Raw genomic sequence first — 26,962 nt, 5'->3', positions numbered from 1 at the left:
GTCTGAAGGTATTTTAAGAATCCGTTTAGACATCCGGGAACATCACGCTATTCCCCGGTGCTTCCCTGTGCAGATGGATAAAGTTCAGGTGCCGTTCATACTGGTCCAGAATGTCCGTAATCACCTGCTCCTTGCTGTAATCCATCAGATCATTCCCCTGGCTGCCTTCCAGCAGGAACGTCTCCAGGCGGTAGTAGGTCGACTTCCCGCTGCGCGCGCGGTAGGTGAACCCGGGCACCGAATACTGCTGCGGCCAGATCTGATAGACAAAGTTCTGCTCGTCGCCCATGTGCACCAGCAGATCCAGGTGCCCCAGATTTTCGCCCTCTTCCGGGGGCAGGTTTTTCAGCTCCACGTAGGCGCCACGCAGCTTCAGCTCCTGGGCCACCTCTTCCATCGCCGGGAAACAGACCGTCTCCATCATCTGTTTGGTGTAGCGCGTACCGGGGTAATTCATCAGGCGCGAGAGGCGTTTTTTCCAGCTCAGCCTGTCCTGCGCGCCCAGCGGACGCGGGGCGGTGTCGCGGCTGGCGCTGACGCGGCGGTAGTCTTCCACCTTAAGCGATTTATACAGCCCGGCCATCACGAAGAAGATCACGAAGCTGAACGGCAGGCCCATGATCACCGTGGTGTTCTGCAACGCAGAGATACCGTTGGTCATCAGCATGCCGAGCGTCAGCAGGCCGATGGCGACGGACCAGAAGATGCGCAGCCAGTTCGGCGCGTCGCTGTTAATGTCCTTGAGCTTCGAGGTGAAGTTCCCCAGCACCAGCGCGCCAGAGTCCGCCGAGGTGACGTAGAACAGCAGGCCGGTGATGGTCGCTACGGACGCGCTAAAGGTGAACGCCGGGTACTGCGCCAGCAGGCTGTAGAAGCCGCGCTCCGGGTGCGCCATCGCTTCCTGGGCAAAAGTCGCATTGCCGTGGATGATCTCGTGCAGCGCGCTGTTGCCGAAAATCGACAGCCACAGCAGGGTAAAGGTGAACGGGATGATCAGCGTGCCCATCACGAACTGACGGATGGTGCGCCCACGCGAAATACGCGCCAGGAACAAGCCGACAAACGGCGACCACGCCACCCACCACGCCCAGAAGAACAGCGTCCAGTTGTTCATCCACTCTGTCGGACGGTCAAAGGCGAAGCTGTTCAGCGTCATGCCCATAAAGCGGTTCACGTAATCACCCACGTTCAGTACTAAGGCATTGAGCAGGAACGAGGTGTCGCCCATAAACAGCACGAACAGGATCAGCCCCAGCGCCAGCGCGACGTTCAGTTCGGAGAGCACGCGAATCCCTTTATCCACGCCGGAGGTCACCGAGATGGTGGCGATAATCACCGACAGCGCAATCAGCGCCGCCTTCGCCGCCATCGAATCCGGGATGTCAAACAGCACGCTCAGCCCGTAGTTGAGCTGCACCACGCCAATTCCGAGCGTGGTGGCGATGCCGAAGATGGTGCCGATCACCGCCGCAATGTCGACGCTGTGGCCAATCGGACCGTTGATCTTTTTGCCGAAAATCGGGTACAGCGCGGAGCGGATGGTAAGGGGCAAATTATAACGATAGCTAAAGTATCCGAGCGCCATGCCCATCAGGGCGTACATCGACCAGCCCGTCAGGCCGTAGTGGAACAGCGTCCAGACCATCGCCTGGCGCGCGGCCTCCATCGTCTGCCCTGCCCCTTCCGGCGGCTGCATATATTGCGTGACCGGTTCCGCCACGGAGAAGAACATCAGGTCGATGCCGATGCCTGCGGCAAACAGCATTGCGGCCCAGCTCAGCAGGCTGAACTCGGGCTTAGACTGCTCTGGCCCGAGCTTTACCGAACCGAAGCGCGAGCAGGCAATGCAGACCACGAACACGATGTAAAGCGTCGCGGCCAGCAGATAGTACCAGCCGAAGGTCTTTGACACCCAGTCCAGAGTGCGCCCAATCCACTCGGCAGAAAAATCACGAAAGAAGATGGTCGTCAGGGAAAACAACAAAATCAGCCCGGCGGACGTATAAAAAACGACCGGGTTGATTTTGTCTTTTTCTCTGTCTTGTGAAAGGTCTGTCATCCAGTATCCCCACTGTTTTTGTAACTATTGAAATCCAAAATCGCAACAATTAAGACACATTTTATATTGAACGTCCAATCAAAAACCGCTTTAATAGATTACCAACGCTGATGAATGGAGTGGCAAAAATGCCCAAAGTGGGGATGCAGCCGATCCGGCGCAGGCAGCTAATCGATGCCACGCTGGAAGCAATTAATGAAGTGGGAATGCATGACGCAACCATCGCGCAGATCGCCCGTCGGGCGGGCGTATCTACGGGGATCATCAGCCACTATTTCAAAGATAAAAACGGTCTGCTGGAAGCGACCATGCGCGACATCACCGGTCAGCTGCGCGACGCGGTATTAAGCCGTTTACGCGCCCTGCCGGACGGCAGTGCAGAGCAGCGCTTGCAGGCGATTGTCGGCGGCAATTTTGATGAAACTCAGGTTAGCGGCGCGGCGATGAAGGCCTGGCTGGCCTTCTGGGCCAGCAGCATGCATCAGCCGATGCTCTACCGTTTGCAGCAGGTCAGCAGCCGTCGGTTGCTCTCAAACCTGGTGTACGAGTTCCGCCGCGAGCTGCCGCGTGAACAGGCTGAAGAGGCGGGCTACGGGCTCGCCGCACTGATTGACGGGCTGTGGCTGCGCGCTGCGCTCAGCGGCAAACCGCTGGATAAAACCCTGGCCCAGTCGCTTACCAGCCACTTTATCAGCCAGCATTTACCGACCGACTAACCGAGGAGAATTTATGTCCCGAATGGCAGAACAGCAGCTTTATATCAATGGTGGTTATACATCCGCCACCAGCGGTCGCACCTTCGAGACCATCAACCCGGCGAACGGTGAAGTTCTGGCGACCGTGCAGGCCGCCGGGCGCGAAGACGTGGACCGCGCCGTCGAAAGCGCAAAGCGCGGGCAAAAAATCTGGGCGGCGATGACCGCCATGGAGCGCTCGCGCATCCTGCGTCGCGCCGTCGATATCCTGCGCGAGCGTAACGACGAGCTGGCAACGCTGGAAACCCTCGACACCGGTAAAGCGTATTCCGAAACCTCGACCGTCGACATCGTCACCGGCGCGGACGTGCTGGAGTACTACGCGGGGCTGATCCCGGCGCTGGAGGGCAGCCAGATCCCGCTGCGCGACACCTCGTTCGTCTACACCCGCCGCGAGCCGCTGGGCGTGGTGGCGGGCATCGGCGCGTGGAACTACCCGATCCAGATCGCCCTGTGGAAATCCGCGCCGGCGCTGGCGGCGGGCAACGCAATGATCTTCAAGCCGAGCGAAGTGACACCGCTTACCGCCCTGAAGCTTGCTGAAATCTACACCGAAGCGGGCCTGCCGGACGGCGTGTTTAACGTCCTGCCGGGCGTAGGCGCGGAGACCGGCCAGTACCTGACCGAGCATCCGGGCATCGCGAAAGTCTCCTTTACCGGCGGCGTCGCCAGCGGCAAAAAGGTGATGGCCAACTCGGCGGCCTCGTCCCTGAAAGAGGTGACGATGGAGCTGGGCGGTAAATCCCCGCTGATAGTGTTTGACGATGCGGATCTGGATCTCGCGGCAGATATCGCCATGATGGCCAACTTCTTCAGCTCCGGCCAGGTGTGCACCAATGGCACCCGCGTGTTCGTGCCCGCGAAGTTCAAAGCCGCGTTTGAGCAAAAAATCGTTGAGCGCGTGGGCCGCATCCGCGCGGGCGATCTGTTCGATGAAGCTACCAACTTTGGTCCGATGGTCAGCTTCCCGCACCGGGACAGCGTGATGCGCTACATCGCCAAAGGCAAAGAGGAAGGCGCGCGCGTGCTGTGCGGCGGTGACGTGCTGAAGGGTGACGGCTTTGACAACGGCGCGTGGGTGGCCCCGACCGTGTTCACCGACTGCACCGACGAGATGACCATCGTGCGCGAAGAGATCTTCGGCCCGGTGATGTCCATCCTCACCTATGACTCTGACGAAGAGGCCATTCGCCGCGCCAATGACACCGACTACGGTCTGGCGGCGGGCATTGTCACCGCCAATCTGAACCGCGCCCACGGCGCTATTCATCAGCTCGAAGCGGGCATCTGCTGGATCAACACCTGGGGCGAATCCGCCGCGGAGATGCCGGTGGGCGGCTACAAACACTCCGGCATTGGCCGTGAGAACGGCGTCATGACGCTTCAGAGTTACACCCAGGTGAAGTCCATCCAGGTTGAGATGGGTAAATTCCAGTCCATATTTTAACCGGGAGGTTTATTTGCAATTTGACTACATCATTATCGGGGCCGGCTCTGCCGGCAACGTACTGGCAACACGACTGACTGAAGATCCAAACACCACCGTCCTGCTGCTTGAGGCGGGCGGGCCGGACTACCGCTTTGACTTCCGCACCCAGATGCCTGCCGCGCTGGCCTTCCCGTTGCAGGGCAAGCGCTACAACTGGGCGTATGAAACCGAGCCAGAGCCTTTCATGAACAACCGCCGCATGGAGTGCGGACGGGGTAAAGGGCTGGGCGGCTCGTCGCTGATCAACGGCATGTGCTACGTGCGCGGCAATGCAATGGATCTGGACAACTGGGCGAAAGAACCGGGTCTGGAGCACTGGAGCTATCTCAACTGCCTGCCCTACTACCGCAAGGCAGAGACCCGCGACGTGGGGCCGAACGACTACCACGGCGGCGACGGTCCGGTGAGCGTCACCACCTCTAAGCCGGGTGTGAACCCGCTGTTTGAAGCGATGGTGGAGGCAGGCGTGCAGGCGGGCTACCCGCGCACCGACGATCTCAACGGCTATCAGCAGGAAGGCTTTGGCCCGATGGATCGCACGGTCACGCCGCAGGGCCGACGCGCCAGCACCGCGCGCGGCTATCTGGATCAGGCCAAACCGCGCCCGAATCTGACCATCCGCACCCACGCCATGACCGATCACATTATCTTTGACGGCAAGCGCGCGGTGGGCGTCGAGTGGCTGGAAGGCGAAAGCACCATTCCGTCAAAAGCGACAGCGAAGAAAGAGGTACTGTTGTGCGCGGGCGCCATCGCGTCTCCGCAGATCCTCCAGCGCTCCGGCGTGGGCAACGCTGAACTGCTGAAGCAGTTTGATATCCCGCTGGTACATGATTTACCCGGAGTGGGTGAAAACTTGCAGGATCACCTGGAGATGTATCTTCAGTATGAATGTAAGGAGCCGGTCTCCCTCTACCCTGCCCTGCAATGGTGGAACCAGCCGAAGATTGGCGCGGAGTGGCTGTTTGGCGGCACGGGCGTGGGCGCGAGCAACCACTTCGAAGCAGGCGGGTTTATCCGCAGCCGCGAGGAGTTCGAGTGGCCGAACATTCAGTATCACTTCCTGCCGGTGGCGATTAACTACAACGGCTCGAACGCGGTGAAAGAGCATGGTTTTCAGTGCCACGTTGGCTCCATGCGCTCCCCGAGCCGCGGCCACGTGCGCATCAAGTCGCGCGATCCGCACCAGCATCCGGCGATCCTGTTCAACTACATGTCCCACGAGCAGGACTGGCAGGAGTTCCGCGACGCGATCCGCATCACCCGCGAGATCATGCATCAGCCGGCGCTGGACAAGTATCGCGGTCGTGAAATCAGCCCGGGCGTCGAATGCCAGACCGACGAACAGCTGGACGAGTTCGTGCGCAACCACGCCGAAACCGCCTTCCACCCGTGCGGTACCTGCAAGATGGGCTACGACGAAATGGCGGTGGTCGACGGCGAAGGCCGCGTTCACGGGCTGGAAGGGTTACGCGTAGTGGATGCGTCGATTATGCCGCAGATTATCACCGGCAACCTGAACGCCACCACCATCATGATTGGCGAAAAGATTGCCGACGCCATTCGCGGGCGCGAGCCGCTGGCGAAGAGCACGGCGGCTTATTATGTGGCGAACGGGGCGCCGGTTCGCCGCTGAGTGCGAACTTCTCCCCTCACCCTAACCCTCTCCCCAAAGGGGAGAGGGAACTTGAACACCCTCTCCCCTTTGGGGAGAGGGTTGGGGTGAGGGGTAAGGCTTTTACGTCCGAAATTCCTCTAACCGCCTGACCTGCCGCCCTTCCCCGTCAAAATTCTCCGCTGCCAGCCAGGCCTGCAGAGCCGCATCCTTTTCCGGCCATTCGCCGTCAATAATCGAAAGCATATCGCTGTCGCGGTTGCGTCCTTTGCGTACCAGCTTCTGGCGCAGCCGCCCTTCCCAGACAAACCCCAGACGCTCCGCCGCGTTGCGTGAGGCGATGTTCATCGAATCGCACTTCCACTCCAGCCGGCGATATTGATGCTCAAAGGCATTTTTCAGCAGCAGCCACACCGCTTCGGTACCCACGCGGGTGCCCTTCATTCTGCGCGACCAGGTGACGTGGCCGATCTCAACCGAGCCCTGGAAGCGTTCTATCGCCATATAGCTGACCAGCCCTACCGCCTTTTCGGTGCGCAGATCGATAACGGCAAAGGGCACCAGGTCGTCATCCAGCACCTTTCCCAGCACCCAGTGCGCAGTGGCCTCAACGCTCACAGGCTGGGTGCTGGCAAGCCACGTCCAGTCGCTGTCGTCACCCAGCGCATAGGCTTCAAACAAATCAGCCGAATGGCGGTCAGCATCCAGCGGCTCCAGGCGGCAATACTGGCCGGTGAGCAGAGTACGGGTTAACGCGCGGGCGCATTTCCAGTCTGGGACAATATCGTTAACGGTTTGACCATGTTGATTGATTTCGGGCACGGCGGTGACTCCCTGAAAGGTAAGGAGTTTGTTATAGCAGGTTAAAAAGCGAACGAAAAGAGAGGTGACTCATAACCAGACCGAATGCGTTATTCCCGGATGGCATAAGCAAAGCAGAATTTCGACTTTGAGGAAATCCTCAGCCAGCCTACCGTAACGGTGCATAAAACAATCACAATATATTTTATTCAGGGATCGCTATGACTAAAAAACTGCTGCCGTTACTGGTGCTGGCTGCGCTCTCAAGCGCTGCTCACGCCGCTACCCCGCCCAACACGCTGGTTGTCGCCCAGGGTCTGGATGATATCGTGAGCCTTGACCCGGCCGAAGCCAACGAGCTTTCCAGCATCCAGACCGTGCCAAGCCTGTACCAGCGTCTGGTACAGCCGGACCGCGATAATCCGGAAAAAATCACGCCGGTTCTGGCAGAAAGCTGGGACGCGGACGCGGCAGCAAAAACCCTGACCATCAAGCTTAAACCCGATGCGAAATTCTCCTCCGGCAACCCGCTGCGCCCGGAAGACGTGATCTTCTCTTATACCCGCGCCGTGACGCTGAACAAATCCCCGGCGTTTATCCTCAACGTACTGGGCTGGGACGCCAGCAACATCGCCAGCCAGCTAAAGAAAGTGGACGACCATACCCTCACGCTTCACTGGACGGCCGACGTTAGCCCGTCGGTGGCGCTGAATATTCTCTCCACGCCGATTGCCTCCATCGTCGATGAAAAACAGGTTGCGGCGAACGTGAAGGATAACGACTTCGGCAACGCGTGGTTAAAAATGCACTCTGCGGGCAGCGGCGCGTTCAAAATGCGCGTTTACCAGCCGCATCAGGCCATCGTGCTGGAAGCCAACGACTCCGCGCCCGGCGGCGCGCCGAAGCTTAAAAGCATCATCATTAAAAACGTCCCCGATCCCGCTTCCCGCCGCCTGCTGATCCAGCAGGGTGATGCGGACGTGGCGCGCGATCTGGGTGCAGACCAGATAAGCGCCCTCAGCGGCAAGCCGGGCGTGAAGGTACTGAGCATCCCTTCTGCCGAGCAAAACTATCTGGTGTTTAACACCGGCAACAGCGCTAACCCGCTGCTGAATAATCCAGCGTTCTGGGAAGCCTCGCGCTGGCTGGTGGATTATGAAGGCATCACCAAAGACCTGCTGAAAGGCCAGAATTTTGTTCATCAGAGCTTCCTGCCGGTCGGCCTGCCGGGCGCGCTGGAGGACAATCCGTTCACGTTTGACCCGGCAAAAGCAAAAGCGATCCTCGCCAAGGCGGGCATCAAAGACGCGCATTTCACGCTGGACGTGGAGAATAAACCACCGTTCATCACCATCGCGCAATCCATGCAGGCGAGCTTTGCTCAGGGTGGCGTGAAGGTGGATCTGCTGCCCGCTGCGGGTAGCCAGGTGTACGCCCGCGTGCGCGCTAAGCAGCATCAGGCGGCGATTCGTCTGTGGATCCCGGATTACTTCGATGCGCACTCCAACGCCAGCGCCTTCGCGTGGAACGACGGGAAGTCCAGCACCGTGGCCGGTCTGAACGGCTGGAAAATCCCGGAGCTGAACAAGGCCACGCTGGCGGCGGTTGCCGAGCCGGATCCGGCGAAACGTCTGGATCTGTATAAGAAGATGCAGGAACAGTTACAGCATACCTCGCCGTACGTGTTCGTTGACCAGGGCAAAACTCAGATCGTGGTGCGCGATAATGTGAAGGGGTATCAGCAGGGGCTGAACGCGGATATGGTCTGGTACGATCGCGTTATGAAGTAGCTTTTCCCCCCTCTCCCTCTCCCGTGGGAGAGGGGGTCGTTCGTGCATATTTTCAGGATAACGATTTTCCCATGCCACATCTTTCCACCCGCGTGCTTCAGGGTCTGCTGACTCTCCTGCTCACGCTGTTCGGGCTACTGCTGGTCACGTTTGCGCTCTCTGCCTTTTCCCCGGTCGATCGCGTATTGCAGATCGTCGGCGATCACGCCAGCCAGTCCACTTACGATCAGGTTCGCCAGCAGCTTGGGCTGGATCGGCCCCTGCCGGTGCAGTTCTGGCACTACCTGCAAAACCTCGCTCACGGGGATTTAGGCACCGCCAGCGCTACCGGTCAGCCGGTATTGCAGGACCTGCTGCACGCCTTTCCCGCCACGCTGGAACTGGCAACGCTGGCGCTAATTATCGGCACAGTACTCGGCGTGATTGCGGGTGTGCTGTGCGCCCGCTACGCCGGTTCGCCACTGGACTTAGCGATCAGAACGCTCACCCTGCTCGGCAATTCGGTGCCGATATTCTGGCTCGGCCTGCTGATGCTGGCTATGTTCTACGCGAAACTACAGTGGAGCGCTGGCCCCGGCAGGCTGGACGACATCTGGCAATTCACCGTCGAGCCACGAACCGGATTTGCGCTGGTAGATACCTGGCTTTCCGGCGACCGCGAGGCGTTCCGCAACGCCATCAGCCACCTGGTGCTACCGGTGCTGCTGCTGGCCTACTACTCGCTGGCAAGTATCACCCGCCTGACGCGCTCCGCCTGTCTGAGCGAGATGAACAAAGAGTACATATTGCTCGCCCGCGCCAAGGGCGCCGGAGAGATGACCATCCTGCTGCGTCACGTGCTGCCGAACATTCGCAGCACGCTGCTGACGGTGATTGCGCTGGCCTACACCAGCATGCTGGAGGGCGCGGTATTAACCGAAACCGTCTTCTCGTGGCCGGGCATCGGGCGCTACCTCACCACGGCCCTGTTCGCCGGTGACACCACCGCCGTGATGGGCGGCACGCTGCTGATTGGCGTCTGCTTTGTTCTGATCAATAACCTTACCGACCTGCTTGTGCGGGCGACCGATCCCAGGGTGCGCTAATGCCGTTTTATCTCTTCTTACGCCGCCTGCGCCGCTCCCCTGCCGCGTTTTGCGGGCTGATCGCCATCGCGCTGCTGGTGCTTATTGCCCTGTTCGCGCCGTGGCTTGCGCCGCAGGATCCCAACTGGCAGGACGCCGCCGCGCGTCTGCAACCGCCCAACGCGCAGCACTGGCTGGGTACTGACAGCTATGGGCGGGATCTGCTCTCCCGATTAATCTACGGCACCCGTCCGGCACTGGGGCTGGTGGCCTTAGTCACCGTTATTACCCTCCCCGCCGGTCTGCTGGTGGGGATTTTGTCAGGCTACTACGGCGGCTGGATGGAGCGCATCCTGATGCGCTTTACCGACGTGGTGATGTCGATGCCGCGCCTGATCCTCGCCTTCGCATTTGTCGCGATGCTCGGCCCCGGTCTGGTGAACGGCGCGCTGGCGCTGGCCTTAACGACCTGGCCTGCCTATGCGCGCCAGGCGCGCAGTGAAATCCAGCGTCTGCGCCACAGCGATTATCTGGCCGCCGCGGAGATGATGGGCATTCGCGGCCCGCGCCTGCTGGTCGGCCATATTCTGCCCCTGTGCCTGCCCTCCGCGATTGTGCGACTGGCGCTGGATCTGGCCGGGATTATTCTGGCCGCTGCCGGGCTGGGCTTCCTTGGTCTGGGCGCGCGTCCACCGATGGCGGAATGGGGCGCGATGATTGCCGACGGCATGCAGGTCATTTTTGACCAGTGGTGGATTGCCGCCATTCCAGGCGGGGCGATTCTGTTTGCCAGCCTGGCCTTTAACCTGCTGGGCGATGGCCTGCGCGACGTACTGGAGCCACAGCATGACTGAACACCGCGTCATCGTCGATGCGCTGAATATCGACTACCCCGCCGCGCGCGTGGTCAACAACCTGAGCTTTACGTTGGGCAAAGAGCGGCTGGCGCTGGTAGGAGAATCCGGCTCCGGCAAGTCCATGTCTGCCCGCGCCCTGATGGGGCTGGTGCGCAAGCCCGGCATCGTGAGCGCTAAGCGGCTTAACGTGCTTGGCAACGACCTGCTGACCCTGAACAGCCGCCGCTGGCAGGCGCTGCGCGGCAACGGCATAGCGATGGTTCTACAGGACCCGCGCTACGCGCTAAACCCGGTGAAAACCGTCTCCGCCCAGCTTGATGAGGCGCTGACCCTCCATCAGCGCCTGCCCCGCGCCGAACGACTGGCGCGCATTCACGATATCATCCGCGCCGTGGGGCTGAACGAGCACGTGCTCCAGCGCTATCCCCGCGAACTTTCCGGCGGCATGGGCCAGCGCGTGATGATCGCCATTGCGCTCGTCAACAACCCGCAGGTGCTGATCGCCGACGAACCGACTTCCGCGCTGGACGCACGCCTGCGCAACCAGATCCTGGAGCTGCTGGTACAGCAGTGCGAGGCGCGGCAGATGGCGATGCTGTTAATCAGCCACGACTTGCCGCTCGTCGCGGAACACTGCGACCGCGTGCTGGTGATGTATCAGGGTGAGAACGTTGATGAAATGGCGGCGAGCCAGTTGCCGCAGGCAACCCATCCCTACACGCGCACGCTCTGGACCTGCCGCCCGAACGCCGGGACGTTTGGCAAGATGCTGCCGACGCTCGACCGTTCGCAACCGTGGAAGGAGGACGACAATGGCACTCGTTGAGGTTAACCAGCTCCGGGTGAGTTTTGGTGAAAAAACGGCGGTTTCCGCCGCCAGTTTTGCCATCGAAAAAGGTGAAACCTTCAGCCTGATCGGTGAATCCGGCTGCGGCAAATCGACTCTTCTGCGCGTGCTGGCGGGGCTGCTGCCCGAGTGGAATGGCCACATTTCCGTCCTCGGGGAAAATTTACGGCCAGGACGACGTTTTGAAGGCGCGCTTCGCCGCAACGTGCAGATGGTGTTCCAGGATCCGTGGGCGTCTTTGCACCCGAACCACACCATTGCCCGCACCCTGTCGGAGCCGTTAAACATCCACGGCGAAAGCCAGGTTGCCGAAAAAGTGGCGGATGCGCTGCAACAGGTAGGTCTGGCTGCCGATGCGGGCAGGCGTTACCCGCATCAGCTTTCCGGCGGACAGCGTCAGCGCGTGGCCATTGCCCGCGCGCTGCTGCTGCGCCCGCAGCTTCTGCTGCTGGATGAACCGACCTCGGCGCTGGATATGTCGGTACAGGCGGAGATTCTTAACCTGCTCAACCGCCTGAAGGCGCAGCACGGCATGACCTACCTGCTGGTGAGCCACGATGCGGACTTGATTGCGCATATGTCCGACCGGGCGGCATTTATGGCGCACGGGGAGATCCAGCGGGTATTTGACCGTGAAGCAATGTTACGGGGCGAGCACAGGATGGGGTAAACCGTGCGGCGGCGAGTGCCGCACGCATTTTGTAGGCCGGGTAAGGCGTAACCGCCACCCGGCAAAACGTTACTTCAGCAGCTTCACCGTGGCGTCGATGTCGATCTCATCTTCAGTGAAGATCAGCGTCGTGTTCTGGAAGGTAGTGATCGCCAGCTTCTTCACCGTGCGCATTTCGCCCGGCTTTTTCTCGGTTTTTGGTTTGATGCTGTTCATCAGCAGCCCCACCGACAGCACCGCATTCTCTTTGTCGATTTTAGTATCAACGGGCTCTTCTTCGCTGAACACCACGAAGGATTTAATTGAGGTGAGCTTCACGCGCTCGCCTGCAATATAGAGGTGCTTACTTTCGGGGATCACCTTCACCGCATACGCGGAAAGGCCTTTGCTGTTGGTGGTTGGCTCGAAGGTCACCGCCGCATCTTTCTTAATCAGATCAGGGTTGGCGACCTTAATCACATGAAAGTAGCGGTTGTCGCCGTTTTCATCTTTGATAAATCCAAAGCCTTTATCTTTAAACCACGTTGTGATTGTACCGTTCATCGCTGTTACCGCCTGTCAGATCTTAAGACTAAAGTTTTGCAGCGCGCAGTGTAATGCACAATGGCTGAGGAGACAAAAAAAAGCCCCTGCACGGGAGCAGGGGAAAGTTCATGTCAGAGCTTATTAGAATTTAGTTGAACACCATCCCACCATCAATCAGCAGCGACTGACCGGTCATGTAGTCGGAATCCGGCCCGGCGAGGTATGAGACGCAGGCGGCGACATCTTCCGGCTCGGACAGACGGCCAAGCGTAATGCGTTTGGCAAAGGTTTCTGTCCCGTAGCCGAGCGGTTTACCCGCCGCCTCGGAGACCTGACGGTCGATTTCCGCCCACATCGGCGTTTTGACGATGCCCGGGCAATAGGCGTTAACGGTGATCCCCAGCGGCGCGAGATCCCGCGCAGCGGTCTGGGTTAAGCCACGCACCGCGAACTTGCTGGAGCTGTAGACCGCCAGCTCCGGGTTGCCGGTATGGCCCGCCTGGGAGCAGGCGTTGATAATTTTTCCGCCGTGCCCCTCTTTGCGAAAGGCGTCAATTGCGGCCTGAATGCCCCAGATCACCCCTTTCACGTTGATGTTGTAGACCTTGTCGACAATCTCCGGCGTGATGGATTCGATGGGCGTGGACGGCGCCACCCCGGCGTTATTAACGATGACGTTAAAACCGCCCAGCGCGGTGCGGGCCTTTTCCACCGCCGCGAACACTTGCTCGCGGTCAGAGACGTCCACCTTCACGGCGACGGCCTTCCCGCCGTTGCGGTTGATCTCATCCGCGACCGCTTTCGCCGTCTCTTCGTTATAATCCGCGATAGCAACGGCAAAGCCGTCCTTCACCAGGCGAAGCGCGATCGCTTTGCCAATCCCCTGGCCGGAGCCGGTTACGAGAGCCACTTTTTGCATTTCTCTGTCCTTATATTGATTCACAAAATCTGGCTGAGATGGAGCTGGCCCATCAGCAGCGGGTTATCGCTGTAGTCGACGGGAATGGCCACCACGGCCGGGCCATCGACATCCATTGCCGCACGCAGCGTCGGTTCGAGCGCATCGGCGCTCTCGACGGCAAAGCCTTTTGCGCCGAATGCGTCGGCATAGGCTTTGAAATCGACCGGGCCGAACTCGACGCCGGAAAGACGCTGATATTTTTTCTCTTCCTGAATGGCAACCATGTTGTAGGCGTTATCCACCCAGATGATGTGCAGCACGTTGGCGTTGAGGCGCACGGCAGTTTCCAGCTCCATGCTCGACTGCAAAAAGCCGCCGTCCCCGGAGACCGAGACCACCTTGCGCCCCGGGTTGACCAGCCACGCGCCAATCGCCCACGGCAGCGCCACGCCCATGGTCTGCTGGCCGTTGGAGATCATCACCTGACGCGCCCGGAAGCTGTAGAGGTAGCGGGCGATCCAGATGTGGAAGCTGCCCATGTCGACGGTGAGCGTCACGTCGTTGTTCACGATGTCCTGCATGGCGCGCACGATGCGCAGCGGATGCAGGGCAAACTGGTTAAGCGATGCGCCGCGACGGTCGAGGAGGTCCCGCTGATGCTGGCGATCGACAAGAATTTCCGAGGCGCGCTGGCTGAGTTCAAGTTTGTGCTCGATTCGGCTGGCAAGCAGATTCAGCGTGGCGGCAATATCCCCGACCAGTTCCAGATCGGGAACATATTTGCGCTCCTCATAGGCGGGCAGCACGTCAATGTGCACCAGGGTGGCGTCGCCGCTGTTCCACATGGACGGCTCGTATTCCACCGGGCTGTAACCGATACAGATGATCAGATCTGCCAGATGCAGCAGCCGATCGCCCGCCTGGTTGTTAAACAGACCGACGCGTCCGGCGAAGCGGGTGAAGTGTTCCTGATTCACCGCCCCGGCGGCCTGATAGGTGCTGGTGACCGGAATACGGCTTCTCTCCAGCAGCTTATGCAGCGCGGCGCTGTTGGCGGGCTGGCTGGCCATCAGGCCGAGTAAGATGACCGGGTTTTTGGCCTTCGCGATAAGCTTCGCCACCTCGTTGATGGCTGACTCCGGCGCCGGGCCCATCAGCGCCGCGGTGCTGGCGGGTAAAATCGCCCCCGTGGTGGGCTGGTCGACAATATCCTGCGGCAGGCTGACAAACGCCCCGCCCGGCCTGCCCTGCTCGGCAGCGCGAAACGCGTTCGACACCACCTCGGCAATCGCGTCAGGCGAATTGACCTCCACGGCGTATTTGGTCACCGGGCTGAACATGGCGACGGTATCCATGCTCTGGTGCACCAGCTTCGCTTTATCTGCCCGCTTCACCGCCCCGCCCAGCGCGACCACCGGGTCACCTTCGCTGTTGGCGGTGGCGATGCCGGTGATCAGGTTGGAGCAGCCCGGCCCGGATGTGACCAGCGCGACCCCGGCCTTGCCGGTTAGCCGCCCTACCGCTGCCGCCATAAACGCCGCGTTCGCCTCGTGACGCACCGGGATAATCTCGATGGAGGAGTCCAGCAGGGAGTCAAAGACCTTGTCGATTTTTGCGCCCGGTATGCCGAACACCTGCTTCACACCCTGCGCTTCCAGCTGGCCGACAACCATATCGGCGCCGTGCGCCCACTGACGTGACTGTTTCTCACTGTTCACGGTAGTTCTCCTGTTAGTTTTCGACGGCGCGGATAGCCGCATCAAGGTTGCTGGGGTGCAGATTGGCCTGTAAAAACGCGCTGTCGGCGGGCAGGTCAATCATCAGCTTGTGGATTTCGCCGAAGGTGAGCACGCCGTTCTCCAGCTGATAGTCGAGCAGGTGGCCCCCGCCCTGACGGTCGTCGGTGATAAAGTGTTCGTGATAGCCCGCCACGTTAATGCCCTGCATATGCTGCGGGGTGCGGAACCCGACCAGCACGCCCTCGCGCTGGTTAAAGCGGAACACCGGCTGGTCATCCAGCACGTCGGTCATCGCCCGGTACGGTGGCGTCTGGCGCGGTACGGTGCGGGTGTGCGCGTGGCGGAAATTGCCGTCGATGCGCAGCGCGCAGAACAGGTTATCGGAGGGGATTTGCTGGTCGATCACGTCGTGGATCTGCTGACGGCTGACCGGCCCGTCGAAGGCTTTGCGGTACTGCGGCTGGAACCAGGTCATCACCGCGAACGGCGTTTTTTGCTCCGGCTTCGCGGCGCGGGCGCTGCCGTCGGCGCGCAGCTGGTACACCTGGCTGCTGAAGGCAATCATTTCACCGTCCAGCTCGTTAAAGGTACCGAGACCAAAATCGCCGTGCGCCAGCAGGTCGGCGATGGTGGTCTCCCCTTCGTAGACGCCGCTTAGCAGGGCGCTCATTAGCGATGTCTGATAGATCACGCTGTCAGGATGCTGAGCCGAGAATCCGCGCAGGGTCTCGCATAAGCTCGCCTCACAGTCGCATGCAGATGAATGCATCATCATGCCCGTCCTCTTCAACTTTATTTATAAAGGTTAAATAAATGTTGACCCGATTCAGCAGAGAGTTCCAATATAGAATCCATGCTGGTTTGAGACGTTTTTGATATGGAACTTCGTTATCTGCGCTATTTTGTCGCGGTAGCACGCGAGCGACACTTCACCAGGGCGGCCAAAGCGCTGGGTATTTCACAGCCTCCTCTGAGTCAGCAGATCAAACGGCTCGAAGAGGAAGTGGGCACGCCGCTGTTCAGGCGCCTGACGCGGGGCGTGGAGCTGACCGAGGCGGGAGAAGCCTTCTATGAGGACGCCTGTAAGATCCTGGCGCTGAGCGACGCCGCGCTGGAGAAAGCCCGGGGCATCGCGCGCGGGCTGAACGGCAGCCTGTCGATTGGCATCACCAGTTCAGATGCTTTTCATCCCAAAATCTTCGCCCTGATTCGCCAGTTTCAGGTGCAGAACATGGCGGTGCAGGTTCACCAGGTGGAAGCCAATATGTCGTCGCTGACGACGATGCTGGCGGAGGGTGAGCTGGATATCGCCTTTGTGCGCCTGCCGTGCGAGAGCAGTAAGGTGTTCGAGCTAAAAATCCTCGACCGGGAGCCGATGGTGGTGGCGCTGCATCGCGATCATCCCCTGGCAGCGTGTGGCGATCTGGCGCTGGAGGAGCTGCGGGATACGCCGGTGGTGCTGTTTCCCCAGGAGGTCGCGCCGGGGCTGTATGACCGCGTTTACGGCAGCTGCGAGCGGGCCGGGATCGATATGCAACACACGCTGCAATCTTCACAACTTTCCTCTTCCCTGAGCATGGTCTCCGCGGGCGGCGGGTTCGCGCTGGTGCCGAAATCCATGGCCGCTATTTCGCCGCCGAATGTCACCTACCATGCGCTGCGCTCGCCAGAGCTTTATACCGATATCGCACTCTGCTGGCGGCGATTTGAGCGTTCGCGGACGGTGAAGCGGTTTCTGGCGATGATGAGCGAGGGGTAGCTACGGTGTGGCTGTGCACGGCGGCGCTGCGCTTGCGCGGGCCTACGGTTCGTGTCGCGGGTTGGTTGGCTTGTTGGCGGTTTTGTAGGCCGGGTAAGGCGCAGCCGCCACCCGGCAATGCCCTTTGGAAGCCGCCTCGCAAACTTTTAAGCAACCTTATGTAATTCAGGGGCATCCCTTTTCATCCCTTCTCCGCGGTCGTAAAGTGCCTGCGTTGCGGCACATCCGTAACCGGGCGTAGGAACCCGTTAGCATGACATGACATTTTTTTTGGACAACGAGGATGCTAAATGGCGACTACCCCTGGATTTTCATACGTACACGCTGAAGAAAGCGCTGTTCATCACCTTCTTCACCTGCAACTTCCCGATTCTGCGGATCTCTTTGAACTGGCTGGCACCTGTGCGGCGTACGTGAGCGTACTGGTGGAAATGGACGATGCGGTGACATTTTCTACGCTCTGTAAGCAACTGCTGGGTTGTTAGCGGAGTTTGTGAAGGAGCCTTATATAACGGCTCACTGAGTCGGCCTTACACAAAGGACAACGTTGTTTGATGAATGACGGTTAAGAGCGTTCAGCAGGCTTCGATGCCAGATCGACTTTCAGCCATCTCATGACTAAAAATTACTGTTCGTGCCGGGTGGGGCATGCAATTGTTAGAGGAATGCACAGGAAGGCGGTCACGCCACAGAGGGCGTGACATAAAATCAGGCCTGGTCGTCTTCTTTACCGTAGTAAAGCTTACCGATCTGAATGAGAGGACGGCCCTGGGATTTGCGGTGCAGGTTGCTGTCACGCAGTGAATAAACGCAGCCGCAGTATTCCTGCTGGTAGAACTGCTCGCGCTTGCTGATTTCAATCATGCGCGACGAACCGCCCTGTTTCCGCCAGTTATAGTCCCAATAGACCATACCCGGATAGTGGGCGGCGGCTCGCTGACCGCAGTCGTTGATTTGCTGCATATTTTTCCAGCGAGAGATGCCCAGTGAGCTGCTAATCACGTTGAAGCCATTTTCAGCGGCGTAAAGCGCAGTCCGCTCAAAGCGCATGTCAAAACACATGGTGCAGCGAATGCCGCGCTCGGGTTCCCATTCCATGCCTTTGGCGCGCTCAAACCAGTTATCTGTATCGTAATCCGCATCGATAAACGGTACGCCGTGCTGTTCGGCAAAGCGAATATTCTCATCCTTACGAATCAGATACTCTTTCTGCGGATGAATGTTCGGATTGTAGAAGAAGATGGTGTAGTCGATCCCTGAGGCCTGGATCGCCTCCATTACCTCACCAGAACACGGAGCGCAACAGGAGTGCAGCAGCAGTTTATCAGCCCCGTTTGGGAGTTCTAGTTTAGGGCGTTTGAAATCAGCGGTAGTCATAAATTTATTTGATGAGGTAATGAGGACTGAAAACAGTGTAGCATCAGAGCTGTGCTATCGGGAATGGCGGCCAGTCTCATACATATCCCGCAATGCCTGTTATTGACACATAGCGGACGCATCTTTCACACGTTTCTATATAACCTGGTTAGCAAAACTATCTCCGCTGCACTTCTTCTCAGCAAGCAATTCCTGAATACGCTACGCAAATTAAACAAATATTTCAGACCAAGATAGATCAGGCACGTTAACGCTGGATCATATGCGCGCTGGCGAAGCGTTTTGGTTTGCCGGTGAGTGCGTTTGTAGGGAACTGATGCGAGGTTTTCACCCAGACCAATTCCCCAGACGTTAATACCACTATCTCTCTCACCCCGGCCCCTCGCTCCCCGCCGCCAGCAGCGGCACCACCACATCGCTGACGGGCACCGCAATCCCGTGCCTGCGGCCATAGCGCTGGATCACGCCGTTGCGTATGTCCCACTCCATCAGGCGATCCGCCTGACGGTCGGACAGGATCGACAGCATTAAAGATCTGCACTGGGACATTCGCCCCAGCCCGCACATTAGCACCATGCAGGTGCGGTCGACGGATAAGCCGCTGACGCTCAACAACGCGATTAATATCGCCTGGCTGATCCAGGCCACGTCACACTGGCTGCTGACCACGCGGCCTTATAAGCATCAGGAACGGGATTTTCTGCGGTACCTCTTTACCGTTTTCAGGTGTGTCGCTACGGATAGGTGGATATTCAGACGAGCCGTTATGCGTTTTTAAACAATTAATAAAGAGTCAAATAGACAGAATACCCAATAAACATTCAAGTATTTATTACATCTTCAATTAATATTCACTTAATTATTATTTAAGCAAAACCACCGTATTAATCATTAACAATTTATCCAGATCCAAACCATAAGCCCCCATACTTTCTTAATTTGCATCAACGAAACCGCAGATCGTTTTATATCCACCCTGTACAAAATTGACGGCCAATTTTGTACGCGCTAGCGTTGCACTAGTTACGTAACTCGCTAAACCATAAGGTCTTTTCAGGATTTCCTTAAATGGAGTTTTAAACAAATGGCTATTCCAGCTTATTTATGGCTTAAAGATGACGGCGGCGCCGATATAAAAGGCTCTGTCGATATATATGGACGTGAAGGTAGCATCGAGATTATCGCCTTAAATCACGGCATAATGCAGCCCACGGACAAGCATAACGGCAAGGCGACAAGTCTTCGCATCCATTCCCCCTATTCTTTCGATAAAGAGATCGACGCTTCCAGCCCCTATTTGTACAAGGCTGTTAGCACGGGCCAGAAGCTAAAATCCGCAGAGATAAAGTTTTACCGTATCAACGATGCTGGTCAGGAAGTGGAATATTTTTCCACCCTTCTGGAAGGCGTGAAGATCGCCAGCGTCTGTCCAATGATGCTTGATATCAAAGATCCTGACTATGAGAAGCATAACCATCTTGAGCTGGTAGAGCTGCTCTATGAAAAAATTACCTGGCGCTACGTGGACGGTAACATCATGCATTCAGATAGCTGGAATGACCGTAAGACGGCATAAGGAGAACGTTATGGGATGGAAGTATGAGCAATCAACTGGCAAGATGTATAAAGACGGCAAATTAATTGAGACAGGATATTCCGGTGCCCTTACCAATAAAAATAATCCGGACCGTCAGCATGTGAAGGGTCTGGGTCCATTGCCGCGCGGAACATATAAAATTGCGGGACATTCGAATTCTAAAGGACCCATTACCATTATCCTTGAGCAAACTTCGGGAGAGAGTTTTGGTCGTTCAGAGTTCCGCATTCATGGTGACCATAAGTACGGTCCAGCCGGATTTGCTTCGGAGGGGTGCATTATTCTCTCACTGTCAACGCGACGTAAAATCCTTCGTGACGGCGGTGAGCTTGAGGTAGTGCGATGAAATATCCAATCGTCCTGCTGCTTTGTGCGCTCACTGTCCCAGCCATTGCAGCCAGCACTGACTGGCCATCAGCACTTCATGGAATCGCCTCAGGTGACACACACTGGATTGAGCAAGCCCCAACGCTGGCTGCCACGGCTGACGTCAGGCAGGCGCAACTGCTGGAGGATGCTTTGGCCGCAGCGCTCACAACAAACACCAGCGCCACACTGAAAGCGCTCCAGACCATTGACGCGGGAAAGTGGCCGCACATGGTTGGCAGCGATATCGTCTGCACGCCGCCTCTAGAGAAATCCCCCGCCGAAGTCGACGCGTTCTATCAGCGCACCCGCCGGGCGCTGCTGGATACGGTTGAGGGTGCTCAGTGCCTCTGGATCCTGGAAGCAACAATGGAAGAGCTAAACGCTGAGAAAGCCCGTCAGGGTAAGTAAGAGAGTTACCCGGCGCACAACGGCCGGGTCTTTCCCTTTCGCCAGCCCCTGGCTCACCCCGGCCCCTCGCTCCCCGCCGCCAGCAGCGGCACCACCACGTCGCTGACGGGCACCGCAATCCCGTGCCTGCGGCCATAGCGCTGTATCACGCCGTTGCGGATATCCCACTCCATCGGACGATCCGCCTGACGGTCGGCAAGAATCGACGTGCCCAAATCCACTGGCGCGCGCTGAAAGTTCGCCAGAATCTCCTCCGCCACCGCATCGTCCAGCTTCGCCCCTTCGGCGCGGGCGACGGTCAGCCCCTCGCGCAGGTAGGCCAGCGCCAGCTCGCTGATATCCTCGCGCCTGAACATCCCGGCGCGGCGATTGGCCAGCACCATCAGCCCGGCGACCGCGTTTTGCAGCAGCTTGCGCCAGGCGACGGTGGGGAAATCTTCCGAGAGCTCAACCGCGCAGCGCGTATCACGAAGCGCTTCGACCACCCGCTGCGCCTGCGGCACGTCCGGCAGCGTCAGGCGCGGTTTGGCGCGCAGCCAGACGGAGGCATCCGGCTCGCGCTGGGCAGGGAACCAGACCACCGAGGGCAGTACCGTTGCGCCATTAACCAAAGGCGCAAGCTGGGCTTTCTGCTCCACGCCGTTTTGCAGCGCGCAGACCACGGTGTTTTCATCGCACAGGGCACGCAGCCACCCGGCGCTGTCGGCATTTTGTGTCGTTTTGACCGCCAAAAAAACGAGGTCAACGGGGCGCGTAATGACGCTGGGATCGGTGAGTACCGGACCGGGCACCACAGTTTCACCCTCATCATGACGCAGGCGCAGTTCCGGATGCGCGGTGCGACCACACAGCAGCGGCGTGCGGCCCGCTTCATGCATCACCGCGGCGATGGTGGTCCCAATCGCACCGGGTCCTGTCAGCGCAATGGTTGGATAGTCAGACATGGGTCACTCCCCTTTTGCTAAGCCTGCTATCAGTTATACCACCCTGAAAAGAGCGCGCCACGCCCATTGTCTATACTCAATTCATAACAGACAACGGAGTGCGCCATGCCCTTACCCGACTTCAAATCCTCTGAACCTTATACCCTCGGCATTGAGCTCGAACTCCAGGTGGTTAACCCGCCGGGTTACGATCTGAGCCAGGACTCCTCTGCCCTCATCGCCGCCGTCAAAGACGACATCAAAGGGGGCGAAGTCAAACACGACATCACCGAAAGCATGCTCGAAATCGCCACCGGCGTGTGCCAGACCATCGACCAGGCGGCGGCGCAGTTCTCAGTGATGCAGCAGAGCATCCTGCGCGCGGCGGCGGAGCATCACATCCAGATCTGCGGCGGCGGGACGCATCCGTTCCAGAAGTGGCAGCGTCAGGAGGTGTGTGACGACGAGCGCTATAACGTCACGCTGGAGCGCTTTGGCTATCTGATTTTGCAGGCAACGGTGTTCGGCCAGCACGTACACGTCGGCTGTCGGACCGGGGACGACGCAATTTATCTGCTGCACGGCCTGTCGCGCTTTGTGCCGCACTTTATCGCCCTGGCCGCCGCATCACCGTATATGCAGGGCACGGACACGAAGTTCGCCTCATCGCGTCTCAACATCTTCTCGGGCTTACCGGATAACGGACAGATGCCGTGGGTCAACAGCTGGCAGGAGTTCGAGGGGCTGTTCCGCCGCCTGAGCGCTACCAGCATGATCGACAGCATTAAGGATCTGCACTGGGATATTCGCCCCAGCCCGCATTTTGGCACCGTGGAGGTGCGGGTGATGGATACGCCGCTGACGCTCGGCCACGCGATAAACATCGCCGGGCTTATTCAGGCCACGTCGCACTGGCTGCTGACCACGCGGCCGTATAAGCATCAGGAACGGGATTTTCTGCTGTATCGCTTTAACCGTTTTCAGGCGTGTCGCTACGGGCTGGAGGGGATACTGACGGATGTGCATACCGGCGAGCACAAAACCGTGGCGGAAGATATCGCCTGGCTGCTGGAGCAGGTGGCGCCGTCGGCCGAGAAGCTCGGCGCGACAAGCGCAATCAAGGAAATTGCCCTGCTGTTAAAGCAGGGCAAGAGCGAGGCGCAGCGCATGCGGGACTTTATCGCCGATGGCGGCTCGCTGATTTCTCTGGTGCAGAAGCACTGTGAGCTGTGGGCGACGAGTCCGTAAGGCCGTGGCCCCACTCGCGCAGGCGCTGGAACAGCACGAACAGCGCCGGGATGAACACTATCCCCACTACGGTCGCCACCAGCATGCCGCTGAAGACCGTAGTGCCGATGATGCGGCGGCTCTGGGCGCCCGCCCCGGTCGCCAGCATCATCGGCAGGACGCCGATAATGAACGACACGGCGGTCATCATTACCGCGCGGAAGCGGCGCGATGCTCCCTCCCGTGCGGCATCGACAATCGCCATTCCGTCCATGCGCCGGGCGCGGGCAAACTCCACGATAAGAATTGCGTTCTTGGCGGCGAGGGCTATCAGTAGCACCAGACCAATCTGCACATACACGTCGTTGGCGTAGCCCGCCAGCCACAGCCAGACCAGCGCCCCGCCGATGGCGAACAGCACCGAGAGCATCACGCTCGCCGGCAGCGTCCAGCTCTCGTACTGGGCGACGAGGAACAGCCACGCCATCACCACCGCCGCCAGCACAATCCATATCGCCTGATTGCCGGTCTGCTGCTCCTGATACGACATGCCGCTCCAGGCGTAGTCGTACCCGGCTGGCAGGTTTTCCGCCAGAATCTCGCCCATCGCCGCCATTGCGGTGCTGCTGCTCACCCCTTCCGCTGCCGAGCCGCTCACCGATACCGACGGGAACTGGTTGTACTGCTGAATAAATGGCGCGCCGACGGTCGGCGTGATGGTGACGAGGTTGCTCAGACGCACCCGCTCGCCGCTGTTGCTGCGCACGAACAGCTCGCTGATTTGCTCCGCGCGCTCGCGCCACTGCATCTCGTTCTGCATCACCACGTGGTAGACGCGGTTGTTGACGCTGAAATCCCCGGCGCGCGTGCCGCCAAAAGCGGTTTGCAGGCTGCTGAAGATGCGTGACACCGGCACGTCGAGGCGGGCCGCGCGCTCGCGGTCAACGGTGAGCGTCATCTGCGGCACGTTGCTGCTCCAGGTGGTGAACACGCGGCTCAGCTGCGGGTGCTGGTTGGCTTTCGCCAGCACCTCACGCGTCACGCGCTCCAGCTCCGCCGGGCTTTGCCCCGCCTGCGCCTGAATGCGCAGGTCGAAGCCGGAGGCGTTGCCCAGCCCCGGCAGCGTCGGCGGCGCAAAGGTCATGATGGTGGCTTCCGGCAGGGCCAGCAGCTGTCGCTGAAGGGTGCCCATCACCTCATCCAGCGGCGGACGCTCGCTCCAGTCTTTGAGCATGATGGAGATAAACCCGCCGTTCGATGCGCTGGTGCCGTTGAGGATGTTAAACCCGGAGACCTGAATCACGTCTTCTACCGCCGGGTTTTTAACGATCAGCTCGCGCGCGGTGGTCATCACCGCTTCGGTGCGCTCCAGCGAGGCTGCCTCCGGCAGTTGGACGCTGGCGAAGAAGTAGCCCTGATCCTCCTGGGGCAGGAAGCCCTTTGGCATCGACATAAAGCTGAATACCACCACCGCCGCCGCGCCTGCGGTGGCCAGCAGCGCCAGCCACGGACGGAGGTTGAACACGCTCACGATCCGGGTGTAAAGCATGCGCGTGGCGTCCAGCCCGCGGTTGAACCCACGGAAAACGGCGGCGGGCTGTGCCGGACGCGGGCGCAGCAGCAGCGCGCAGAGCGCGGGCGTCAGGGTCAGCGCCACCAGGCTTGAGAGCGTGACGGCGGTCGAGAGCGTCACCGCAAACTGGCGGTATAGCTCGCCCACTATCCCTGGCAGGAGCGCCACCGGTACAAACACCGCCAGCAGCACCAGCGTGGTGGCAATCACTGGCCCGGCAATCTGACGCAGCGCCAGCGCGGTCGCCGCCGTGCGGCTCTGCCCTTCCGCCATCAGGGTTTCGACGCTCTCCACCACCACGATGGCGTCATCCACCACCATGGTCAGCGCCAGAATGATGGCGAACAGGCTCAGCGTATTGGCGGAGTAGCCGAGCGTATAGAGCACCGCGAAGGTGCCCACCAGCGACACCGGAATGGCAAGGGCGACAATCAGCGTCGCGCGCCAGCTTTGCAGGAACAGGGACACCACGACCACCACCGCCAGCATCGTCAGCGCCAGCGAGACGCCAATCTCTTTGATGGTGGCGGCCACAAACGAGGTGGTGTCGAATTTGACTTCATAGACCAGATCGTCCGGGAAGCGCGTGGATAACCGTTCCAGCTCCGCGCGCACCGCATCGGCCACGCGCAGGGCGTTGGCGGACGGCGTCGGGTAGATACCCAAATAGGCGGAGTCATGCCCGTTCAGCTGCGCGCCAGAGCTGTAGCTGCGCGAGCCAAGCTCGATGGTGGCGACGTCCTTCAGGCGCACCAGCTGCCCCATCTCCCCGGCGCGGATAATGATATTGGCAAAGCCGTCGGCCTGGTTTAAGCGCCCCAGCCCGTTAATGGTCAGCGTCTGCTGCTGGCCGTTAAACACCGGCGGCGTGCCGACCTGGCCCGCCGCCCCCTGCACGTTCTGCTCGCGCAGCGCCTGCGCCACGTCATCGCTGGTCACGTTCAGGGCGTTCATGCGGTCCGGCCTCAGCCAGATGCGCATGCTGTAGTCCCGTGCGCCAAACATCTGTACCTGCCCGACGCCCGGCAGACGCGACAGCGCCTCGCGCACCTGGGTGCTGGCGTAGTTGCTGACGAACAGCGGCGTGTGGGTGTTGTTCGGTGAGTAAAGGCTTACCCCCATCATCAGGTTGGTGGCCCGCTTGCGCACCTGCACGCCGTTTTGCTGCGCCTCGGTCGGCAGCTGCGCCACGGCCTGCGCCACGCGGTTCTGCACGTCGATGGCGGCGAGATCCGGATCGGTGCCCGCCGCAAAGGTGATGTTCAGGCTGTAAGAGCCCTCATCCGAACTGGTGGACTCCATATAGAGCATGTGATCCACGCCGTTCAGCTGCGTTTCCAGCGGCGTGGCGATGGCCTCCGCCACGTCAGCCGAGCTGGCGCCCGGCCATGACGCTGACACATTCACGACCGGCGGGGTGATCTGCGGGTACTGCTCCACCGGAATAATCCTCAGCGCGATGGCCCCCAGCAGGGTGATGACCAGCGCAATCACCATCGCAAAGCGCGGGCGTTTGATGAAAAACGTCAGCATGATGGCTCCTTAATTCAATATCTGGACGGTTGCGCCTGGCTGCACGCGCTGCGCACCGTCAGTAATCGCTCGCTCACCGGGCTTCACGCCGGAGGCAATCTGGAACTGCTGGCCGATCTGCCCGGCGACCTTCAGCGGACGCATTTCGGCTTTATCCTCGGCGTTAATCACCCAGGCGAAGAACCCGTCGCCATTCTGCTGTACGGCAGCGGCGGGCAGAGTCAGCACCGGTAGCTCGCTTGCCGGACGCAGGTAAACGTTCACATTGCCGCCGGGCAGCAGCTGATGGCGCGGGTTGGCGAACTCGGCACGCAGCATCACGCTGGCGGTACGCGGGTCGATGCGGTTGTCCACGGAGGTGAGTTCCCCGCTGATGCGCTGGCCGTTGCTGTCAATCAGCGCCTGCCAGGCCTGCTTCATGGCGCTGATATCCGCATGCTGTCCGGCTTTGGTGGCAAACGCGCCCTCTTCCAGCGCAAAGGCGATACGGATCGGATCGAGCTGCACCACCTCCACCAGCACACCGCTGGCAGGATTCACCAGGCTGCCGACGTGAAAGTTGCTGTGCCCCACGCGTCCGTCAATCGGTGAAATAATGCGCGTGTAGTCGAGAGTGACGCTGCGGGTGTCGAGCCGGGCTTTCGCCTGCTCCAGCGCGGCGCTGGCGACGTCGCGCTGCATGCGGGCGTTGTCCACGTCGTGGCGGCTGATGGCGTTGCTGCTGCCCAGGCTTTCGAAGCGGGACAGCTGCTGCTGCGCCTGACGCAGCGTGGCTTCGGCGCTTTTCACTTCGGCCTGCGCCAGACGCAGGGCGGCGCGCGGCTCGGCGTCGTCCAGTTCGAACAACACGTCGCCTTTTTTCACATACTGGCCATCGCGGAAGTGGATTCTGGTGATGACGCCTTCCGCACGTGCACGCAGTTCAACGGTGTGGATAGCTTCAATGCGGCCCGGAATTTGGCGCTCGGCGGCGTGGGCGGTTTGCTCCACGGTGGCAACACGCACGGGAATGACTGCGGCGAACGCGGGTTGCAGGGTGCAGGCGAGGAGCGCGAACAGGAGTGGGAGTTTCATTAAGAAGTAC

The 26,962-nt window shown here is 59.8% G+C and carries 24 protein-coding genes and 2 pseudogenes; 15 read left to right on the top strand and 11 right to left on the bottom strand.

Annotated features, from left to right (window positions below; translation table 11 throughout):
* Window positions 1-25 precede the first annotated feature (25 nt).
* Window positions 26-2,059 carry a choline BCCT transporter BetT gene (gene betT, locus BFV63_RS05715; protein ID WP_003858825.1) on the bottom strand — a complete coding sequence of 678 codons (2,034 nt, stop codon included), beginning with the start codon at window positions 2,057-2,059 and terminating at the stop codon, window positions 26-28.
* A 128-nt stretch (window positions 2,060-2,187) separates the two neighbouring features.
* On the opposite strand from betT, the gene betI reads away from it, so the two are divergent.
* Genes betI through betA form a run of 3 tightly spaced genes read left to right on the top strand, consistent with a single transcriptional unit; the run spans window position 2,188 to window position 5,939 of the window.
* Window positions 2,188-2,775: a transcriptional regulator BetI gene (gene betI, locus BFV63_RS05710; RefSeq protein ID WP_003858827.1), complete on the top strand. Its 588-nt coding sequence runs from the start codon at window positions 2,188-2,190 to the stop codon at window positions 2,773-2,775.
* 13 nt (window positions 2,776-2,788) lie between these two features.
* Window positions 2,789-4,261, top strand: coding sequence for a betaine-aldehyde dehydrogenase (betB, locus tag BFV63_RS05705; RefSeq protein WP_048241194.1), 1,473 nt, complete (start codon window positions 2,789-2,791; stop codon window positions 4,259-4,261).
* A 13-nt stretch (window positions 4,262-4,274) separates the two neighbouring features.
* Entirely contained in the window at window positions 4,275-5,939 is a 1,665-nt protein-coding gene (gene betA, locus BFV63_RS05700) for a choline dehydrogenase (protein ID WP_048209187.1), read from the top strand.
* Between the two features lie 102 nt (window positions 5,940-6,041).
* On the opposite strand, the gene BFV63_RS05695 is transcribed toward betA, so the two are convergent.
* On the bottom strand, window positions 6,042-6,740 hold the full coding sequence (locus BFV63_RS05695) for a GNAT family N-acetyltransferase (RefSeq protein ID WP_048241195.1): 699 nt from the start codon (window positions 6,738-6,740) through the stop codon (window positions 6,042-6,044).
* A 200-nt stretch (window positions 6,741-6,940) separates the two neighbouring features.
* On the opposite strand from BFV63_RS05695, the gene BFV63_RS05690 reads away from it, so the two are divergent.
* The 5 genes from BFV63_RS05690 (at window position 6,941) to BFV63_RS05670 (ending at window position 11,947) form a co-directional block, all read left to right on the top strand.
* Window positions 6,941-8,509 (top strand): ABC transporter substrate-binding protein, encoded by a 1,569-nt coding sequence (locus BFV63_RS05690; RefSeq protein ID WP_048241197.1) that lies wholly within the window; start codon window positions 6,941-6,943, stop codon window positions 8,507-8,509.
* A 71-nt stretch (window positions 8,510-8,580) separates the two neighbouring features.
* Window positions 8,581-9,594: an ABC transporter permease gene (locus BFV63_RS05685; RefSeq protein ID WP_032657498.1), complete on the top strand. Its 1,014-nt coding sequence runs from the start codon at window positions 8,581-8,583 to the stop codon at window positions 9,592-9,594.
* Complete coding sequence (locus BFV63_RS05680; protein WP_003858839.1) at window positions 9,594-10,427, top strand: ABC transporter permease; 834 nt, start codon at window positions 9,594-9,596, stop codon at window positions 10,425-10,427. Before BFV63_RS05685 ends, BFV63_RS05680 begins: the two co-directional genes overlap by 1 nt.
* Window positions 10,420-11,256, top strand: coding sequence for an ABC transporter ATP-binding protein (locus tag BFV63_RS05675; protein ID WP_048241199.1), 837 nt, complete (start codon window positions 10,420-10,422; stop codon window positions 11,254-11,256). The genes BFV63_RS05680 and BFV63_RS05675 overlap by 8 nt, the downstream gene beginning before the upstream one ends.
* On the top strand, window positions 11,243-11,947 hold the full coding sequence (locus BFV63_RS05670; RefSeq protein ID WP_048241201.1) for an ABC transporter ATP-binding protein: 705 nt from the start codon (window positions 11,243-11,245) through the stop codon (window positions 11,945-11,947). Before BFV63_RS05675 ends, BFV63_RS05670 begins: the two co-directional genes overlap by 14 nt.
* Before the next feature lie 69 nt (window positions 11,948-12,016).
* On the opposite strand, the gene BFV63_RS05665 is transcribed toward BFV63_RS05670, so the two are convergent.
* The 4 genes from BFV63_RS05665 to budA all read right to left on the bottom strand — a co-directional run bounded on the left by BFV63_RS05665 (window position 12,017) and on the right by budA (window position 15,884).
* Window positions 12,017-12,490 carry a cold-shock protein gene (locus BFV63_RS05665; protein ID WP_032608799.1) on the bottom strand — a complete coding sequence of 158 codons (474 nt, stop codon included), beginning with the start codon at window positions 12,488-12,490 and terminating at the stop codon, window positions 12,017-12,019.
* Between the two features lie 130 nt (window positions 12,491-12,620).
* The gene (locus BFV63_RS05660; protein ID WP_015571194.1) at window positions 12,621-13,391 is read right to left on the bottom strand and encodes a (S)-acetoin forming diacetyl reductase; all 771 of its coding nucleotides are present in this window, start codon (window positions 13,389-13,391) and stop codon (window positions 12,621-12,623) included.
* Between the two features lie 20 nt (window positions 13,392-13,411).
* Window positions 13,412-15,133, bottom strand: a complete 1,722-nt coding sequence (gene alsS, locus BFV63_RS05655) for an acetolactate synthase AlsS (RefSeq protein ID WP_198925019.1) — start codon at window positions 15,131-15,133, stop codon at window positions 13,412-13,414.
* A complete protein-coding gene (gene budA / locus BFV63_RS05650) occupies window positions 15,105-15,884 on the bottom strand; it encodes an acetolactate decarboxylase (RefSeq protein WP_026080550.1) in 780 nt (259 codons plus the stop codon). Before budA ends, alsS begins: the two co-directional genes overlap by 29 nt.
* A gap of 105 nt (window positions 15,885-15,989) precedes the next feature.
* Here budA and BFV63_RS05645 point away from each other — a divergent pair, with 105 nt between their 5' ends.
* Together BFV63_RS05645 and BFV63_RS05640 are read left to right on the top strand one after the other, a co-directional pair.
* A complete protein-coding gene (locus BFV63_RS05645; RefSeq protein ID WP_022650550.1) occupies window positions 15,990-16,871 on the top strand; it encodes a LysR family transcriptional regulator in 882 nt (293 codons plus the stop codon).
* Between the two features lie 290 nt (window positions 16,872-17,161).
* Window positions 17,162-17,356 carry a hypothetical protein gene (locus BFV63_RS05640; RefSeq protein ID WP_023315576.1) on the top strand — a complete coding sequence of 65 codons (195 nt, stop codon included), beginning with the start codon at window positions 17,162-17,164 and terminating at the stop codon, window positions 17,354-17,356.
* Between the two features lie 223 nt (window positions 17,357-17,579).
* Here BFV63_RS05640 and BFV63_RS05635 read toward each other — a convergent pair whose 3' ends face one another.
* On the bottom strand, window positions 17,580-18,248 hold the full coding sequence (locus tag BFV63_RS05635; protein ID WP_023296073.1) for an epoxyqueuosine reductase QueH: 669 nt from the start codon (window positions 18,246-18,248) through the stop codon (window positions 17,580-17,582).
* Between the two features lie 369 nt (window positions 18,249-18,617).
* Window positions 18,618-18,770, bottom strand: a pseudogene (locus tag BFV63_RS05630) (ketopantoate reductase C-terminal domain-containing protein); the annotation flags it as partial.
* Here BFV63_RS05630 and BFV63_RS23215 point away from each other — a divergent pair.
* From BFV63_RS23215 to BFV63_RS05610, 4 genes and pseudogenes are all read left to right on the top strand, one after another.
* Window positions 18,766-18,989, top strand: a pseudogene (locus BFV63_RS23215) (glutamate-cysteine ligase family protein); the annotation flags it as partial. The pseudogenes BFV63_RS05630 and BFV63_RS23215 sit on opposite strands and share 5 nt — an antisense overlap.
* Before the next feature lie 343 nt (window positions 18,990-19,332).
* Complete coding sequence (locus BFV63_RS05620; protein WP_003858859.1) at window positions 19,333-19,824, top strand: Hcp family type VI secretion system effector; 492 nt, start codon at window positions 19,333-19,335, stop codon at window positions 19,822-19,824.
* Between the two features lie 10 nt (window positions 19,825-19,834).
* Entirely contained in the window at window positions 19,835-20,191 is a 357-nt protein-coding gene (locus BFV63_RS05615; RefSeq protein ID WP_006809708.1) for a tlde1 domain-containing protein, read from the top strand.
* The gene (locus BFV63_RS05610; RefSeq protein ID WP_003858863.1) at window positions 20,188-20,622 is read left to right on the top strand and encodes a hypothetical protein; all 435 of its coding nucleotides are present in this window, start codon (window positions 20,188-20,190) and stop codon (window positions 20,620-20,622) included. Before BFV63_RS05615 ends, BFV63_RS05610 begins: the two co-directional genes overlap by 4 nt.
* Window positions 20,623-20,675: 53 nt before the next feature.
* Here the strand turns inward: BFV63_RS05610 and BFV63_RS05605 are convergent, their stop codons facing one another.
* Window positions 20,676-21,566 carry an oxidoreductase gene (locus tag BFV63_RS05605; RefSeq protein ID WP_050870372.1) on the bottom strand — a complete coding sequence of 297 codons (891 nt, stop codon included), beginning with the start codon at window positions 21,564-21,566 and terminating at the stop codon, window positions 20,676-20,678.
* Between the two features lie 105 nt (window positions 21,567-21,671).
* Between BFV63_RS05605 and BFV63_RS05600 the strand changes: the two genes are divergently transcribed.
* Window positions 21,672-22,793 carry a YbdK family carboxylate-amine ligase gene (locus BFV63_RS05600; protein WP_069597464.1) on the top strand — a complete coding sequence of 374 codons (1,122 nt, stop codon included), beginning with the start codon at window positions 21,672-21,674 and terminating at the stop codon, window positions 22,791-22,793.
* Here BFV63_RS05600 and BFV63_RS05595 read toward each other — a convergent pair.
* Window positions 22,723-25,878, bottom strand: coding sequence for an efflux RND transporter permease subunit (locus BFV63_RS05595; RefSeq protein WP_048241205.1), 3,156 nt, complete (start codon window positions 25,876-25,878; stop codon window positions 22,723-22,725). The two genes, BFV63_RS05600 and BFV63_RS05595, sit on opposite strands and share 71 nt — an antisense overlap.
* A gap of 9 nt (window positions 25,879-25,887) precedes the next feature.
* On the bottom strand, window positions 25,888-26,952 hold the full coding sequence (locus BFV63_RS05590) for an efflux RND transporter periplasmic adaptor subunit (protein ID WP_048241206.1): 1,065 nt from the start codon (window positions 26,950-26,952) through the stop codon (window positions 25,888-25,890).
* Between the last annotated feature and the right edge of the window lie 10 nt (window positions 26,953-26,962).

Source organism: Enterobacter hormaechei subsp. xiangfangensis, from assembly GCF_001729785.1.
Classification (GTDB): domain Bacteria; phylum Pseudomonadota; class Gammaproteobacteria; order Enterobacterales; family Enterobacteriaceae; genus Enterobacter; species Enterobacter hormaechei_C.
The sequence above is the reverse complement of the archived record's forward strand: the minus strand, read 5'-3'. Positions and strand labels throughout refer to the sequence as shown.

Bases quoted from the DNA above. Each gene is read 5' to 3' on its own strand.
- betT (WP_003858825.1), bottom strand. From the start codon at position 2,059: ATGACAGACCTTTCACAAGACAGAGAAAAAGACAAAATCAACCCGGTC.
- betI (WP_003858827.1), top strand. From the start codon at position 2,188: ATGCCCAAAGTGGGGATGCAGCCGATCCGGCGCAGGCAGCTAATCGAT.
- betB (WP_048241194.1), top strand. From the start codon at position 2,789: ATGTCCCGAATGGCAGAACAGCAGCTTTATATCAATGGTGGTTATACA.
- BFV63_RS05690 (WP_048241197.1), top strand. From the start codon at position 6,941: ATGACTAAAAAACTGCTGCCGTTACTGGTGCTGGCTGCGCTCTCAAGC.
- BFV63_RS05685 (WP_032657498.1), top strand. From the start codon at position 8,581: ATGCCACATCTTTCCACCCGCGTGCTTCAGGGTCTGCTGACTCTCCTG.
- BFV63_RS05680 (WP_003858839.1), top strand. From the start codon at position 9,594: ATGCCGTTTTATCTCTTCTTACGCCGCCTGCGCCGCTCCCCTGCCGCG.
- BFV63_RS05675 (WP_048241199.1), top strand. From the start codon at position 10,420: ATGACTGAACACCGCGTCATCGTCGATGCGCTGAATATCGACTACCCC.
- BFV63_RS05670 (WP_048241201.1), top strand. From the start codon at position 11,243: ATGGCACTCGTTGAGGTTAACCAGCTCCGGGTGAGTTTTGGTGAAAAA.
- BFV63_RS05665 (WP_032608799.1), bottom strand. From the start codon at position 12,490: ATGAACGGTACAATCACAACGTGGTTTAAAGATAAAGGCTTTGGATTT.
- BFV63_RS05660 (WP_015571194.1), bottom strand. From the start codon at position 13,391: ATGCAAAAAGTGGCTCTCGTAACCGGCTCCGGCCAGGGGATTGGCAAA.
- alsS (WP_198925019.1), bottom strand. From the start codon at position 15,133: ATGCGGCTATCCGCGCCGTCGAAAACTAACAGGAGAACTACCGTGAAC.
- budA (WP_026080550.1), bottom strand. From the start codon at position 15,884: ATGATGCATTCATCTGCATGCGACTGTGAGGCGAGCTTATGCGAGACC.
- BFV63_RS05645 (WP_022650550.1), top strand. From the start codon at position 15,990: ATGGAACTTCGTTATCTGCGCTATTTTGTCGCGGTAGCACGCGAGCGA.
- BFV63_RS05640 (WP_023315576.1), top strand. From the start codon at position 17,162: ATGGCGACTACCCCTGGATTTTCATACGTACACGCTGAAGAAAGCGCT.
- BFV63_RS05635 (WP_023296073.1), bottom strand. From the start codon at position 18,248: ATGACTACCGCTGATTTCAAACGCCCTAAACTAGAACTCCCAAACGGG.
- BFV63_RS05620 (WP_003858859.1), top strand. From the start codon at position 19,333: ATGGCTATTCCAGCTTATTTATGGCTTAAAGATGACGGCGGCGCCGAT.
- BFV63_RS05615 (WP_006809708.1), top strand. From the start codon at position 19,835: ATGGGATGGAAGTATGAGCAATCAACTGGCAAGATGTATAAAGACGGC.
- BFV63_RS05610 (WP_003858863.1), top strand. From the start codon at position 20,188: ATGAAATATCCAATCGTCCTGCTGCTTTGTGCGCTCACTGTCCCAGCC.
- BFV63_RS05605 (WP_050870372.1), bottom strand. From the start codon at position 21,566: ATGTCTGACTATCCAACCATTGCGCTGACAGGACCCGGTGCGATTGGG.
- BFV63_RS05600 (WP_069597464.1), top strand. From the start codon at position 21,672: ATGCCCTTACCCGACTTCAAATCCTCTGAACCTTATACCCTCGGCATT.
- BFV63_RS05595 (WP_048241205.1), bottom strand. From the start codon at position 25,878: ATGCTGACGTTTTTCATCAAACGCCCGCGCTTTGCGATGGTGATTGCG.
- BFV63_RS05590 (WP_048241206.1), bottom strand. From the start codon at position 26,952: ATGAAACTCCCACTCCTGTTCGCGCTCCTCGCCTGCACCCTGCAACCC.